Consider the following 14,446-nt stretch of genomic DNA (forward strand, 5'->3'; position numbering starts at 1 on the left):
CATAGAGAATGGTTAACATTGCCGGCCAAACTGCATGGCTGGCAAGGAGGGCGTATATGGCCGAGTTCACCGTCGTGATCGGCAACAAGAACTACTCGTCGTGGTCGATGCGCGGCTGGCTGATGGCGAGGATCGCCGGCATCGAGTTCGACGAGATCGTGGTGCCGCTCGACAGGCCGGAGACGCAGGCGGCGATCCGCAAGCACTCACCCTCCGGGCGCGTGCCGGTCCTGCTGCATCGCGGCCTGGCCGTCTGGGATTCGCTCGCCATCGCCGAATACCTGAACGACCTCAAGCCCGAGGCCGGCCTGTGGCCGCCGTCGGCCGCCGCGCGCGCTCATGCCCGCTCGATCTCGGCCGAAATGCATTCGAGCTTCAGCGATCTGCGCGACAACATGCCGATGAACATCCGCGCGTCCCTGCCCGGCAAGGGGATGACGCCGGGCGTGCGCGCGGACATCGAGCGGATCACCTTCCTGTGGCGCGACTGCCGCAAGCGCTTCTCTGGCGCGTTCCAGAAGGACGACGGCTTCCTGTTCGGTACCTTTGGCGCCGCCGACGCGATGTTCGCGCCCGTCGTGACTCGCTTCAAGACCTACAGCGCCACTCTCGACAGCGACGCCGATGCCTACTGCACGGCCGTGCTCGGCCATCCTGCCGTGAAGGAGTGGGTCGATGCCGCCGAGCACGAGCCATGGCTGATCGACAAATACGAGTTCAAGTAGTCGACGCGGGCGCTCGCGAAGCCTGTTCATCCAGCTTCTCCTCTGGCGTCATGAACATGCGCCAGCGGCGGGCGGCGACGCCGAGGTCGCGGCGGCTGGAATAGACCGCAAGCAGCGGCGCGAGCACCAGGCCAGCGACCACCGGCAGCAGCCAGTAGAGAAACGCCGGCGCCCAGTAGCCCATCACCACGACGGCGGCCGCGCCCAGCGCGACCTGCCCGCCGTGTCTGCCCAGGGCCAGAGCCCAGGGCATGCCGCGCTCGCCCCGCGCCTGCGGCGGCCAGCCGACGGCGCGACCGGCCAGGATGCCCAACATGAACAGCGAGTGGAAAAGCATCATCACCGGCGCCAGCAGCGCGGAAAACAGCGTCTCCAGCACCACGCTGGTCGTCAGCGCGAGGCGTCCGCCGTAAGCCGGTGCCGGCGCGCGCAGGGACAGGACCAGCGCCAGCAGCTTGGGCAGGAACAGCAGCAGGGTGGTCACCAGCAGCAGCGCGTGCACGTGGCCGGTATTGTATTGCGGCCAGTTGGGGAACAGCGACGGAGCGTTGCCGAAATAAACCGGTCCGACGATCTCGTGCTCGAGCACGATGGCCGCGCTGAGCAGCAGCGATCCCAGCCAGAGCGGCGAGGCGAGATAGCCCATGATGCCCATCACCAGATGCAGACGGCTCATCCAGTGCAGGCCGCGCCTGAAGACGAGGCGGGCATGCTGCAGGTTGCCCTGCATCCAGCGGCGGTCGCGCACGGCATAATCGACGACGTTGGTGGGCAGCTCCTCGAAGCTGCCGCCCAGGTTGGGTAGGCTCCAGACATTGAAGCCGGCTCGGCGGATGAAGGCGGCCTCGACGAAGTCATGGCTCAGGATCTCGCCGCCGAACGGCGCGCGTCCCTTCAGCACCGGCAGGCGGCAGTGTGCGGAAAAGGCCGCGACACGGATAATCGCATTGTGGCCGTAGTAGTTGGCCTCGCCCATGTTCCAGAAGGAATGACCCGTCGCGACCATGCTGCCGTAGACCCGCGAGGAGAACTGCAGGATGCGCGCGAACAGGGTTTCGCGTCCCATCGCCACCGCATGGGTCTGGATGATACCGGTGCGCGGGCTCGCTTCCATCAGCGCGGCCAATTTCACCATCGTATCGCCCGACATCAGGCTGTCGGCATCGAACACGATCATGTGGTCGAAGCGCGCGCCGTGGGTGTCGAGCCAGTCGGCGATGTTGCCGGCCTTACGCCCGACATTCCGGGTGCGCCGGCGCCAATGCAGACGCTCGCCGATGCCCAGACGCGCGCGAAGCTGCTCGATGCCAACTTCTTCTTCAGCCGCGATCGCGTCGTTCGTCGTGTCGCTCAGCACGAACAGTTCGAAAGCCTGCGACCGGCCGGTGGTTTCGAGCGAGACCCACGTGGCTTCCAGCCGGGCAAAGACCTCGTCGGGTGCCTCGTTGTAGACGGGCACCAGAATGGCCGTGCGTCCGCGCAGCGTCGGAAGGCTGCCATCGACCGCGCCATCCCCTGGTCCGCGCCGACGAAGCGAGAGTGGATTCAGGCCGAAGCTCTTCAGCACGAAACCGACGATGGCCGTCCAGAAGGAGAGCGATATCCAGCCGAAGCTCAGAGCGAAAACCGCGATGAGCGCGATGGCCAATCCATACGGAACCTGAGGTCCCAGCGCCGTCGCCAGAAGATGAAGGCCAGCCGCCGTCGTCACGCCGACGAGGACGAACAGGGAAAACCGCCGCCAACCTGCCCTGCCGGCATGGCGATCGAGGTTCCACACTGCATCGGTCTCTTTCATGGGCGCCGTGCTCCACGTGCTAACTGACATCAGGGGCGAACCTGACTCGCGAAAGTCTCGCTCACCCGCTTCTCGTCGACGGTGAGATAAGCCCGCACATCAGCCGCGCGTTTCCCCTCCAGCTCGACGTCGATAAACAGGCGACGATTTGAAGAACCGGGGGGCTGATCAATCTCGGTCCGCAACAGCTTGCCGCCGCTGACCTCTACGTTGGATTCGACGAGCCGTTCCTCTGCCAGACTGGGCAAAGTGACGCCCTCGAACTCCACGACAAGTCGGCGCGCCCGAGTATTGCCTTCGATCGGTGCCTGGCGCATTGCCACCACGCGCGCATCGGACGCGAGGGCCGCTTCGTCGCTCAGCGCGGAAAGCCGGTAGCGGTATTCGAGTGCCTGGCCCTTGGCGATCGGCCAGCGAGACACCCAGAAGGCTACGATATTGTCGTGATATTCCGAGGGTGTCGGGATCTCGACGAGACGGACCTCGCCCTCGCCCCAATCCCCCTTCGGTTCGACCCACAGGCTGGGACGTGTCTGGTATTTCGCGACGCTGTCCTGGTAACGATCGAAACGGCGCTCGCGCTGCTGCAGGCCGAAGCCGCGCGGATTGTTGTCGACGAACGAGGAAACCTGAAGCGACCCCGGATTGGCGAGCGGGCGCCAGATCCGCTCGCCCTCGCCGGTCACCATTGCGAGCCCGTCGGAATCGTGAACCTCGGGTCGAAAGTCGTCGCGCCAGGGGCCGGACTTGCCGGACAGGAACATGCTGGTGAGAGGCGCGACGCCCAACATCGACACGCCGTGGCGCATGAAGAGACGGGCGTCAACATCGACCGTGGTGCGCACGCCCGGAGTCACGGTGAAGGCATAAGCGCCGCTGGCGCCCGGCGATTCGAGCAAGGCGTAGACCGTCAGCGTCTTGTCGCCGGGCGCCGGTTCGACCAGCCAGAATTCACGAAACTCGGGAAATTCCTCCGATCGCGGCTGGGCCGTGTCGATCGCCAGTCCACGCGCCGACGCGCCATAGGCCTGGCCCTTGCCGATGGGGCGGAAGTAACTGGCGCCCAGGAAGGAGACGATCTCGTCGAGCTTCTCGCCGTTCAGCGGGTAGGTGACCTTGAAGCCGGCGAAGCCCACCTGGGCCGGAGGCTTGGCCGTGCCGAAATCGAACATCTCGGGCGAGGCCGACAACGCCGTCGCCATCCCTGCCGCCTCTGGCGTGCCACTGCGCGTGATGACGTACGTCTTCACGGGCGTCTGATAGAGAAAACCCGTCGGAAAGAACTCGATGCGGAAGTCGCCACCACCGTCGCGCCACAGAGTCGAGTCGGGCCGATAGCGAATGCCGCGATAGGTGTCGTAGCCCAGCTTCGCCGTATCCGGGATGGGCGCTTCCTTCGTGTAGGGCTGGCCCGCGGAAAGGCGCGCACGTTCGATCAGTTTGTCGAAGAAGCCCTGCGCGTAGAAGCCCTGCGCGTGCGCCGACGAAAAACTCGGGATCATCAGAGCGATGAGCAGCGTAACCAATCGAAACACGACATCCCTCACACCGACCAATCCGGGCCGCAACGCAGCGTCGATCCGGGCGGTTGCCGCGCTAGGCCCGACCGGTCGGAAAGGTCGCGGTCCGTTCGCCACTGTACGCGCTCAGGGCATGACGAAAGTTGAGGAACGAAGATCGCCAAGCGCACGTTGCCAGCGCGCGATCCATCACGGCGTTCTGCCAACCACGAGATCGTCGAGGGAGAACCAACAATGTCCGACACCTCTCAGTATCAATCCACGAAGGCGAAGCCGGATTTCGGCGCGGCCGTATCCGAGATCAAGACCGCCCTCACCGGCAAGGCCGAGGAACTGGCCGGCCGGTCGACCGAGAGCGGCGCCGCCGCCGTATCTGCGCTGGGCAAGACCGCCGCGACCCTCGCCGGTTCGCTGGAAGAGCAGTCGCCTGCCGTCGCCGACTACGTGCGCTCGACCGGACAGCGCATCGACCGCCTCGCCGACGATCTGCGCGACAAGTCGGCAGGTGAACTGCTGACCATGGCGACCGATTTCGGCAAGCGCCAGCCGCTCGCCCTGCTGGCGGGTTCCGCCATCGTGGGTTTCGCGCTCGCCCGAATCGTGAAGGCGGGGGTGGGTGCTTCCGCAGAACCGGCCGGACCGCGGGCGAACGAGCCCAACGTCGGCCGCATCGACGTCTAGGAGATTTCCATGAACACCCAGGAAAGGCCGGGTGTCGTCACTCTGGTGACCGACGCCCTCGGCCGCAGCGCCGACCTGATCCAGACGGAGATCCGTCTGGCCCGGGTCGAGATCGGCGAGAAGGCCGACGCCCTGCGCACCAGCGTGGTCAGCGGCCTCGTCATGATGCTGGTGGGCACGATCTTCATCATCGGCGCCGTCATTCTCGTGCTGCAGGCCGTCGTTGCCGCCCTCATCGAAGGCGGCGTGGCACCTGCGCTGGCAATTCTCATCGTTGCCGGCGGTTCTGCCCTCGGCGGCGTCGTCGTGCTTCTCGCCGGCAAGAAGACCATCGGCGCCGTCGACCCCACCCCCACCCGTACGATCACGTCCCTGCAGAGCGATGCTCGCATGGCGAAGGAGAACCTGACATGAGAGAGAGCGCCCAACTGCAACGTGAAGCCGAAGCCCAGCGGGCCGGCCTGTCCAATACTCTCGGCCAGCTGCGTGAAGGCGTGACGAGTTCGGCACTGTCAGCCGAATTGGTCGGTGTGTTGCGCGACAGCAGCCTGTCGGTCGTGAAGAGCCTGGCTGACTCGGCGCGTGGCAATCCCGGCGCTGCGCTGCTGATCGGTGCGGGCCTGACCATGATGCTCACGCGCACGACGGGTGCAGACGTGATGTCGAGCGCCAGCTCCGCCCTGAAGGCCGCAACGGCCGTCGGTACCGACGCCGCCGTCGCTGCGGCCGGCAGCGTCAAGAATGCAGCCGGGGCCGCCGCCGACACCGCTCGCTCCGTGGCGGGCCAGGCAAGCGACAAGGTGGCCGGTGCGACCGACAGGGTTGCCGGTATGGTGTCCGACACCGCTGCGTCCTTGAAGGATCGCGCCGCCGGTACCGCGGATGCGCTGCGTGGCAAGGCGGACGAACAGCTCGGCCAGGCCAAGCACATGATGGAAGACGGCAAGCACACCGCGGAGCACCTCGGTGAGGATGCCACCAAGCTGGCCGCCGACACGCGGCAGGCCGTGTCCAAGCTGTTCGAAGAGCAGCCGATCCTCGTCGCCGCCATGGGCGCAGCCCTCGGCGCGATCTTCGGCGCGGCCCTGCCGGTCTCTCAGGCCGAACGCAACGTGCTGGGCAAGGTCGGAGCGCAGGCCCTCGACAAGGGGCGCGAAGTGCTCGAGACGGCGAAGGACACCGTGACGGAAGAGATCGCCGACGCGCATCTCGGTGAGAAGGTCGAAGGCATGGCGGGCAAGCTCGTCGACACGATGGTGCCGACCTCACCGCGCCCGGCCTGACACTTTACGCACGGTACGAGCCGAACGGACGACGGCCGCTCCCTTGGGAGCGGCCGTCGGTGCATTCAGCTTTTAGAACTCAGGAATTTGGCTTGGGCAGGGTCGTCGGTGTGATCCGAAGGATCTTGTAGCCCACCTGTTCGAGCTTCGCGGCCTCTGCCTGGGCCTCGACCAGGCTCGAATAGCCGATACCGATTTCAGACTGTGTGCGCGGGTCCACCGTCCACACCATGTGCTTGCCGAAGGCTGCTTCTGTTGTCATGGCGGGCCTTATACAGAGCTTTGGCGCCGGAGTCCGAAGCTTGTCGGCCGGCCGGCGGCCCGCTGGCCTAACCGTCGACCTTGGCGCCGCTGGCCTTGACGATCGGCGCCCAGACCGCGATTTCACGCACGATCCGGTCCTGGAGCCCCTTCGGCGCCATCGGCCACGGGTCGCTGCCCAAGGCCGCGAACCTCGCCTTCACCTCGGGATCCTCGAGCGCCTTGGTACCGACGGCGGCCAGCTTGTCGACGATCGGCTGCGGCACCCCGGCCGGGCCGCCGAAGCCCATCCAGACCTCGACCACGTAGTTCGGCACGAATTCGACGATCGCCGGCACGTCCGGCGCCGCCTTGTTGCGCTCGCGGCTGGTGACTCCCAGCGCCCGCAGCTTGCCCGCCTGCACGTGCGGCCAGCAGCTCGGCATGTTGTCGAACATGATGTGCACGTTGCCGGCGATGAGATCCTGCATGGCGCCCGCGCTGCCCTTGTAGGGCACATGGACCATGTCCGTGCCGGTCAGCTGCTTGAACATCTCACCGGCCAGATGGATCGTCGTGCCCGAACCGGACGAGGCCATGTTGTACTTTCCCGGATTGGCCTTCAGCAGGGCGATCAGCTCCGGCACCGTCTTCGCGGGCACGCTGGGATGGACCACCAGCATGTTCGGCCATACCGACATACCGGCCATCGGCGAGAAATCCTTCACCGGATCGTAGGGCAGCTTGCTGTAGAGCGCCGGGGCCATGCAGAACATGGAAATGGTGATCAGGCCGATCGTGTAGCCGTCGGGCGCCGCCTTGGCGAGCGCATCGGTCCCGATCGTGCCGCCGCCACCGGCGCGGTTGTCGATCAGCACCTGCTGGCCCAGAATCTCCGAGACCTTGGCCATGACGATGCGCGAGATGTTGTCGGTCGCGCCGGCCGGCGTGTACGGCACGATGAACTTGATCTGCTTGTTGGGATACGCGTCCTGCGCCCGGGCCAGGCCCGGCGCGGCGAGGGTTGCGGCGGCGCCCGCCAACAGGGCGCGACGATTGATCGTGAACTCGGGCATGCTTCCTCCGGACGGCGTTTCTTGTGTATGGCGCGAACGCTAACAGTCGACCGGAGGGTCGTCACGCGAACCGAAGGCGCCGGCTCGCGGTGCGGGCGGCGAGGTCGCTCAGCGGGCCGCGACGGTGAGAAGCGGCATGACGAAGACTTCGACCGGCTCACTGCGACCGGGCACCTGGACGGCGCCGACCGGACGAAAGTGCTTGCTGTCGACGGCGCCGAAGCCACCCGAGTTGACGGCGGCGGCCAGCGTCTCGGCGCTGGCGACGATGGCCGCATCGTGTGCCCGCGCGAGATGCTCCAGCCGGCTGGCCACGTTCACCGTGTCGCCGACGGCGCTGTATTCAAGACGGTTGGGACTGCCGATGGCGCCCATCAGCACCGGCCCGACATGGACCCCGACGGCAATGCGCACCGCCGGCAGGCCGCGTGTCCGGCGGCCGCGATTCCAGGCCTCGACCGACCGCACCATGCCGAGGGCGCATCGCAGCGCGCGGGTCTCGTCGTCGGGCTGGGCATCCGGCGTGCCGAAGGTCGCCATGACGCCATCGCCGATGAATTTGTCGAGCGTGCCGCCGTGGGCGAAGATGCATTCGGCCATGCGCTGATGGAAGACGCGCAGGAAGTTGATGGTCTGCTGCGGCGGCTGTCCTTCCATCAGGCGCGTGAAGCCCACGACGTCGACGAACAGCACGGTGGCCTTGCTCTCGCGGCCGGCCTCGTAATCGTTCTCGGCGCCGGCCAGCCGGTCGACGAGGTTCGGCGAGAAATAGCGAGCGAGGTTGTTGCGCTCGGCTTCCGCCGAGAGCGTACGCCCGAGATGGGTACGGGCCCGCCAGACCGCACCGGCGATGAAGCCGGTGCAAAGCGCCATGAAGACGAGTTGTTGCACAAGGAAAGCCTCGGGGGTCACGAAGCCAGGGCCGATCAGGCGGGCGAAGATCGAGCGCACCGCCGGCCAGAGCTCCGCCGTGCCCGCGAGATCGATGCCCTGCGCACGCGCCTGGTCGAGCGCGGTCCAGACGAAGCTCCCGACGAGCGCCACGAGCGAGGCCGCGCCGGTCACGATCACCGTGCGCACGGAGTAGCTGAGCGCGCTCGCGGTGAGATAGATGACGAGATAGAGGAACAGCGAGCGGCGACCGAACACCTGCTCGAGCCACAACCCGTTCTCCGCACCCGGGATCGGCACGATCGTGCCGATCGTGATCACCGTCACGTCGAGCACGGTGACGGCGAGCTGCACCGCCCTCGCGTGGGGCGAGCTACGCAATGCATAGACGAGCCAGGCAGACGCCATCATCGCGACGCAGGCGCCGACGCCAATGCCGACACGCGCCGGCCCGGCGGCAAACAAGAGCCAGACGGCGACGGTGCCCAGCGCAATCAACCGGAAGCGGAACGCGAAGGCGAGGCCGTTATGCTCTTCCTCCTGGAGCCGAAGCTGCAGGCGCGCGAAAGCGCCGTCTTGGGTAAGGGCCGATGGCATGGTCTTTCCGTCTTCTTGGGCTAAACGGCTTACGCGCACCGCGTGTGCACGGAAACGAATTCTCGTTCAAAGAACCGTGAATGAGGGCGTGAGAAATTCTTGTCTCCAGCCATCGAAATGATCGTTGGCTTTGCCCTCGTGCGACCACAAAGATTGCAACCGAAGGAGACGCCATGCTCGCCTACAAAACGCCCGCCTGGATCGTCGGCCACGACGGGCTGCGCATCGTGCTGGTGCGTGGCGTGCCGAGCCCGTGGAGCCAAGCCGCCAAGACGATCCTCGAGATCAAGGGGCTCGACTATGTCGCCGCCCCGCTCGATGTCGGCGGCACCAACGAGGCGATCATGGCCTGGTCGGGACAGAACAGCGGCCCCGTCGTCGCCTGGCGTGATGGCCCGCCGCTCAACCGCTGGCTCGACATCCTGCTGCTGGCGGAGCGCCTCGCGCCGACGCCTGCCCTTCTCCCGGCCGATCCGTTGCAGCGCGCGCTGGCGATCGGCCTCGGCCACGAGATCCTGGGCGAGCGTGGCATCGCCTGGAACCGCCGCCTGCAGATGTTCTCGATGGCCGTGAAGGCCGGCGCCGGCGCGCGTATGGCGCCGCTGATCGACAAGTACGGCTTCGATGCCGACGACGCCGCGGGAGCGGCCACGCGCATCGCCGCCACCCTGCGCGGGCTCGCGACGCAGCTTCGCGCGCAACAGGCGCGCGGCGTGCCCTACTTCGTGGGCGAAGGGCTGAGCTGCGTCGACATCTACTGGACGTCGGTGATGAACATGATCCCGCCGCTGCCCGCCGCGCAGTGCCCGATCCGGGAATCTTCACGGCCGGCTTTCACCGCCAGCGATCCGCAGATCGTGGCGGCGCTCGACCCGATGCTGGTCGAACACCGCGACCGCATCTTCAAGGCGCACTTCCGCGACCCGATGGAGTTCTGACCGGATCCGGTACGTCGAAAGCACGCTATTCGAGCCAGCGCAGGCAGCCGGCGGTTTCGAGCACGGGATCGAGCCGCTGGCGCACATCGGCCGGCAACGCCGCCAGCTTCTTGCGCAGCGCGTCGTAGCACTTGGCCTGGTAGCGGAACGGCGCCTGGCTCCACGGACGGCCGAGGATGTCGAGATCGACCGACGCCGCGCCGCTTTCGAGCGCCGCGCGATTGGCCGCGAGGAACGGCAGGTAGGTCTCGCCGCAATGCTTCAGCAGCGCGGTCACGCCGTCCGGCAGCGGCGCATCGGCCGCCAGCCATTCGCCCTCGACGCCCGACGCATCGTCGAGGCGCAGCAGCCAGCAATAGACATCGGCCGCCCGCTCCCGCATCTCCATCATCGGCGTCGGATCGACCGACAATATCTGCAGCTGGCCGAACAGTCCGAAATCGGCCAGCGACGGACGCGAGCCGAACAGGTACTCGCTCTTGCGGACGTGAGCGTCGAGCGTATCGAGGATGAAGCGGTAACTGTCCTCGATGGCGGGACGGTTGGCGTCGGTGCAGCCGACCATCGCCATGCGACCCACCTGGCGGTCGTTGAAGGCCTGCATCGCCTCGCGCCGCTCGGCCTCCGGCATCTGCGGGTCGCGCGAGGTGATCACCCAATCCTGCGCGAACGCGCGGTCGGGCGCATAGTACCAGCGATAATGGAACATGATCTTGGTGACCCACTCGTCGCCGAAATCCTCCAGCAGGTCGCTGAGATAGGCCTGCGCCGGATCGTCGGGCACGATCGAGCGCTGACCGGGATGGGCGCGCTCCAGCGCATGGGCGAGCGGCGTCGAATCGTTCATCACCGTGCCGTCGGGAAACGTCAGCGCCGGGATCACCGGCGGCAGGCCGGCCGCGACCGCGACGTCGCGCGGCCAACCCACGGCCTTCCAGATGAAGGGCAGCCGGCGATAGCGCAGCAGGGCGCGCATCTTCACCGAATAGGGCGAGGGGCCGAAGCCGTGAAGGATGTAGGGGTTCGTGCTCATGTCATCCCTCATTTTACCACTGGCCAAAGAAGATGCCGTGCTGGCGATGTTTGGCCGTGCGCGCCGCGACATAGGCGTCGTCGACGGTGACGCGGCTCTTGCGCGCCTTGGCCCAGGCGTTCAGCCGGTCCTCCATCTCGCGGAAGATCGGCGCGTAGGTCAGATCGGCGCCGAGATCGCGCCGCTCTTTCGGATCGTTGGCGAGGTCGAACAGCATCGGCCGGTAGTCCTGCCACCAGACGTATTTCCAGCGGTCGGTGCGCACCATGATGGCGCGGCATTCATCGGGCTTGCGGCCGAGGATCGTGCGCGCCTCGCGGAAGGAATAGTCGAGTTCCGAGAACACAGCGTCGCGCCACGTGTCGAGATGGATCTTGCGAAGCAGCGGCAGCAGCGACCGCCCTTCCAGCAGGTGATCCTGCGGCGGCAGCCCCAAGGTTTCGAGGATGGTCGGCACGACATCGATCGCCTCGACGAAGCGCTCGTCGACCGTGCCGCGCGTCAGGTCGGCCTCGGGATCGGGATCGACCACGATGAACGGCACGCGCTGCGCCTCCTCGTAGAACATCTCCTTTTCGCCCAGCCAGTGGTCGCCCAGGAAATCGCCATGGTCGGCGGTGAAGATGATCAGCGTATCGTCGAGCCGGCCGGCGCGGTCCATGTGGGCGAAAAGGCGGCCGAGCCAGTCGTCGAGCTGGCGAATGAGGCCCATATAGGCCGGCCGCACGATGCCCGGCGCCTCGGGGCGGCTGAAGGACACCGACTCCTCCATCTCGCGATAGGCCGCCAGCACGGGATGCTCGTTGGCCCTCTCCTGCTCGTCCCGGTTGAGCGGCAGCATGTCGGCGGCGCCGTACATGTTGTGATAGGGCGCCGGCGCCATGTAGGGCCAGTGCGGCTTCACGTAGCTGAGATGCAGGCACCACGGTCTGTTGCCCATCTCGTCGATGAAGCGCATCGCCTCGCGTGTCATATAGGCGGTCTCGGAATGCTCCTCCTTCACGCGCGCCGGCAGGTGGACGTTGCGCATGTGCCAGCCCGAGGCCTTCTCGCCGCCCGGCCCGTCGGCTGCGATGACGAAGTCGTTCCACGGATCGTCGGAGACATAGCCGTGACGCCGGAGATAATCGGCATAGCCGCTCTCCGCACCCGGCGGCGAATGCCCGTCGTAGCGGTCCAGCTCCTCGAAGCGGCCGGCCCGCATCAGCGCTTCCAGCGCCGAGCCGCCTTCGATGCCGAACCGTTCCAGCGCCTCGAGGTCGGGCAGCACATGTGTCTTGCCGGCCAGCGCCACCCGGATTCCGGCCGCCGACAGGAATTCGCCGAGCGTCTTTTCGCGCAACGAAAGCGGCACCCGGTTCCAGGTCGCGCCATGGCTCGACACGTAGCGGCCGGTATAGAAGCTCATGCGGCTCGGGCCGCAGACGCCGGACTGCACATAGGCGCGCGGGAAGCGCACGCCGCGCGCCGCCAGTGCGTCGATCGCCGGCGTCTTCAGGTGCGGATGGCCGGCGCAGGACAGGTGGTCCGCGCGCAGCTGGTCGCACATGATGAACAAAACGTTTTTGACCTTGCCCACGGTTTCCTCTCTCGACGGGTTCTGCGTGCCCTGTCTAACTAAGCCGCATGACACAGGCGCCGTCCATCCGCGACATCATCGATTTCTGGTTCCTGCCGCTCGGCCATCCCGATCATGGCAAGCCGCGCGACATCTGGTGGACCAGCACGCCGGAATTCGATGCCGAGACCGTCGGGCGTTTCGGCGCCGCGATCGAACGCGCCATCGCGGGGGAGTTCGATGCCTGGAGGGATTCGCCCGAAGGCGCGCTGGCGCTGATCCTCCTCTGCGACCAGTTTACCCGGAACTGCTTCCGCAAGACGGCGCAGGCGTTCGCAGGCGATGCGCGAGCCATCGAGATGGCGCGCCATGCGCTGGCGCGCTTCTATCCCTCCGTCTTTCCCGTCGACATGCGCCTCTTCTTCTACATGCCGTTCGGCCACAGCGAGCAGCTCGCCGACCAGCAGCTCGCCTGCGCCCTGTTCGAGACGATCGGCGGCGAGAACAACATCAAATCCGCCCTCGAACATCGCGACGTCGTTGCCCGCTTCGGCCGCTTCCCCCACCGCAACGAGGTGCTGGGCCGCAGCACGACGGCGGAGGAAATCGAGTATCTGAAGAACGCGAACAGGTACGGGCAGTAGGCAATTGTCGATTCATGCCGACTTGACCGAACCACACTCCTCCTCACCCTGAGGAGGCGCGAAGCGCCGTCTCGAAGGGTGGGAACAAACGCGGTGCTCGTGCCCATGCTTCGAGACGCGCTCCTGCGGAGCGCTCCTCAGCATGAGGTTGTTGGTAAGGCCCTACTACTCGCCCAAGATCTCGCGATAGAGGTCGGCCGTCGCGGTGTCGAAGCAGCAGAAGATCACGCGCTCGGGCATGCCGATCAGGCGGACTTCGCGGACGGCGATGTCGGCGGCGGCTTCCTTGGGGTAGCCGTAGATGCCGGTCGATATGGCGGGAAAGGCCATGCTTTCCAGCCCTTCCACGACCGCCAGCGCCAGCGCGTTGCGGTAGCAGCGGGCCAGCAGTTCGGGCTCACCCTGCGTTCCGCCGCGCCAGACCGGACCGACCGTGTGAATGACGCGGCGCGCCTTCAGGCGATAGCCGCTGGTGATCCTGGCTTCGCCGGTGGGACAACCGCCCAGGTTGCGGCACTCGACCAGCAGTTCGGGCCCGGCAGCGCGATGGATGGCACCGTCGACGCCACCGCCGCCGAGCAGGGTTTCGTTGGCGGCGTTGACGATGGCATCGACGTCGAGGCGCGTGATGTCGCCTTCGACGATCTCGATACGGCTCATCGTCTTGCCAGTAGCGGCCTCACCAGTAACGAACGGGGCCGGTGTCGATGTGCACGAAGCCGGAGCGCGGGTAGAAGCCGACGCCCCCCATGTTGAGCGAGCGGGCGGCCTGGCGGATGCGGAACACCGGAACGCCCGGGAAGCGGATGTCCATGGCGTTGCCGTTCATGTGCTGGCTGTCGCGCGCCACGCCGCGGCTGACGCTGGCGAGCCAGGCATTGCTCTCGGGCGAGCGGAAGGCCGACAGCACCTCGATCTGACCGCTGTAACCGGAGATGCGGGCGGTGTGCCACAGCACGTCGAACAGCAGCGGGTCCATCTCGGTCGCCGCGCTCGTGCGGGTGTCGCGCAGGAACTGATTGAGCTGGTCGAGGGCACTGCGATGGTAGGCGCCGCTCGACCAATAGGTGACCGTCAATTCTTCCTTGGTGTTGTAGTTCACCAGACTGAGGCTGCGCGGGCTCGACAGGTCGAGATCGGGCGTCGGGACGGGCACGGCAAGCGCAGCGGCGGCCGGCGCGAACCCGCCGTAACGGGAGGCACGCATTTTCTGCTGTGAGGCAGGCGGGGCCTTTTTCTGCTGGGCCGCAGCGCGGGTAACGGTGGCAGATTTCGCGGGTGCGGCGGTCTTCTTCTTCGTGCTAGTCGTCTGGGCGGTCGCGGCGGTCTTCACTTTGGGAGCGATGGAACCGCCCGTATTGGTCTGGGCGAAGCCCGTGCCGGCAAATGCCAACAAGGTCGCCAGGCTCAGTACAAAACTACGCATCCGTGCCCCGGTGTTGTTGCATTTTTGTCACAGACA

15 protein-coding genes are annotated in these 14,446 nt (G+C 66.5%); 6 read left to right on the top strand and 9 right to left on the bottom strand.

Going from position 1 to position 14,446, the window contains the following annotated elements; translation table 11 throughout:
- Positions 1–56: 56 nt before the first annotated feature.
- Positions 57–725 carry a glutathione S-transferase family protein gene (locus tag ACT6UX_RS02525; protein ID WP_444773557.1) on the top strand — a complete coding sequence of 223 codons (669 nt, stop codon included), beginning with the start codon at positions 57–59 and terminating at the stop codon, positions 723–725.
- Here ACT6UX_RS02525 and mdoH read toward each other — a convergent pair.
- A complete protein-coding gene (gene mdoH, locus ACT6UX_RS02530) occupies positions 718–2,553 on the bottom strand; it encodes a glucans biosynthesis glucosyltransferase MdoH (protein WP_444773558.1) in 1,836 nt (611 codons plus the stop codon). The genes ACT6UX_RS02525 and mdoH overlap by 8 nt on opposite strands.
- Positions 2,553–4,058, bottom strand: a complete 1,506-nt coding sequence (locus ACT6UX_RS02535) for a glucan biosynthesis protein (protein WP_444773559.1) — start codon at positions 4,056–4,058, stop codon at positions 2,553–2,555. Before ACT6UX_RS02535 ends, mdoH begins: the two co-directional genes overlap by 1 nt.
- Before the next feature lie 219 nt (positions 4,059–4,277).
- On the opposite strand from ACT6UX_RS02535, the gene ACT6UX_RS02540 reads away from it, so the two are divergent.
- The 3 genes from ACT6UX_RS02540 to ACT6UX_RS02550 are packed head-to-tail and all read left to right on the top strand — an operon-like array spanning position 4,278 to position 6,007.
- A complete protein-coding gene (locus ACT6UX_RS02540; protein ID WP_444773560.1) occupies positions 4,278–4,724 on the top strand; it encodes a hypothetical protein in 447 nt (148 codons plus the stop codon).
- A gap of 9 nt (positions 4,725–4,733) precedes the next feature.
- Positions 4,734–5,138: a phage holin family protein gene (locus ACT6UX_RS02545; protein ID WP_444773561.1), complete on the top strand. Its 405-nt coding sequence runs from the start codon at positions 4,734–4,736 to the stop codon at positions 5,136–5,138.
- Complete coding sequence (locus ACT6UX_RS02550) at positions 5,135–6,007, top strand: hypothetical protein (protein ID WP_444773562.1); 873 nt, start codon at positions 5,135–5,137, stop codon at positions 6,005–6,007. The genes ACT6UX_RS02545 and ACT6UX_RS02550 overlap by 4 nt, the downstream gene beginning before the upstream one ends.
- Before the next feature lie 79 nt (positions 6,008–6,086).
- On the opposite strand, the gene ACT6UX_RS02555 is transcribed toward ACT6UX_RS02550, so the two are convergent.
- From ACT6UX_RS02555 to ACT6UX_RS02565, 3 genes are all read right to left on the bottom strand, one after another.
- A complete protein-coding gene (locus tag ACT6UX_RS02555) occupies positions 6,087–6,269 on the bottom strand; it encodes a hypothetical protein (RefSeq protein ID WP_444773563.1) in 183 nt (60 codons plus the stop codon).
- 67 nt (positions 6,270–6,336) lie between these two features.
- Positions 6,337–7,323: a Bug family tripartite tricarboxylate transporter substrate binding protein gene (locus ACT6UX_RS02560; protein ID WP_444773564.1), complete on the bottom strand. Its 987-nt coding sequence runs from the start codon at positions 7,321–7,323 to the stop codon at positions 6,337–6,339.
- A 108-nt stretch (positions 7,324–7,431) separates the two neighbouring features.
- A complete protein-coding gene (locus ACT6UX_RS02565; RefSeq protein WP_444773565.1) occupies positions 7,432–8,811 on the bottom strand; it encodes an adenylate/guanylate cyclase domain-containing protein in 1,380 nt (459 codons plus the stop codon).
- Between the two features lie 173 nt (positions 8,812–8,984).
- Here ACT6UX_RS02565 and ACT6UX_RS02570 point away from each other — a divergent pair, with 173 nt between their 5' ends.
- Positions 8,985–9,749, top strand: coding sequence for a hypothetical protein (locus ACT6UX_RS02570; protein WP_444773566.1), 765 nt, complete (start codon positions 8,985–8,987; stop codon positions 9,747–9,749).
- A gap of 25 nt (positions 9,750–9,774) precedes the next feature.
- On the opposite strand, the gene ACT6UX_RS02575 is transcribed toward ACT6UX_RS02570, so the two are convergent.
- Together ACT6UX_RS02575 and ACT6UX_RS02580 are read right to left on the bottom strand one after the other, a co-directional pair.
- Positions 9,775–10,782, bottom strand: coding sequence for a glutathione S-transferase family protein (locus tag ACT6UX_RS02575; RefSeq protein ID WP_444773567.1), 1,008 nt, complete (start codon positions 10,780–10,782; stop codon positions 9,775–9,777).
- A 13-nt stretch (positions 10,783–10,795) separates the two neighbouring features.
- Entirely contained in the window at positions 10,796–12,361 is a 1,566-nt protein-coding gene (locus ACT6UX_RS02580; protein ID WP_444773568.1) for a sulfatase-like hydrolase/transferase, read from the bottom strand.
- Positions 12,362–12,408: 47 nt separating this feature from the next.
- On the opposite strand from ACT6UX_RS02580, the gene ACT6UX_RS02585 reads away from it, so the two are divergent.
- On the top strand, positions 12,409–12,984 hold the full coding sequence (locus ACT6UX_RS02585; protein ID WP_444773569.1) for a DUF924 family protein: 576 nt from the start codon (positions 12,409–12,411) through the stop codon (positions 12,982–12,984).
- Positions 12,985–13,149: 165 nt separating this feature from the next.
- Here ACT6UX_RS02585 and ACT6UX_RS02590 read toward each other — a convergent pair whose 3' ends face one another.
- Positions 13,150–13,644 carry an O-acetyl-ADP-ribose deacetylase gene (locus ACT6UX_RS02590; protein WP_444773570.1) on the bottom strand — a complete coding sequence of 165 codons (495 nt, stop codon included), beginning with the start codon at positions 13,642–13,644 and terminating at the stop codon, positions 13,150–13,152.
- Positions 13,645–13,663: 19 nt separating this feature from the next.
- Positions 13,664–14,410, bottom strand: coding sequence for a DUF882 domain-containing protein (locus tag ACT6UX_RS02595; RefSeq protein ID WP_444773571.1), 747 nt, complete (start codon positions 14,408–14,410; stop codon positions 13,664–13,666).
- Positions 14,411–14,446: the final 36 nt, after the last annotated feature.

The sequence above is a fragment of the Reyranella sp. genome (genome assembly GCF_052439685.1).
Taxonomy (GTDB): domain Bacteria; phylum Pseudomonadota; class Alphaproteobacteria; order Reyranellales; family Reyranellaceae; genus Reyranella.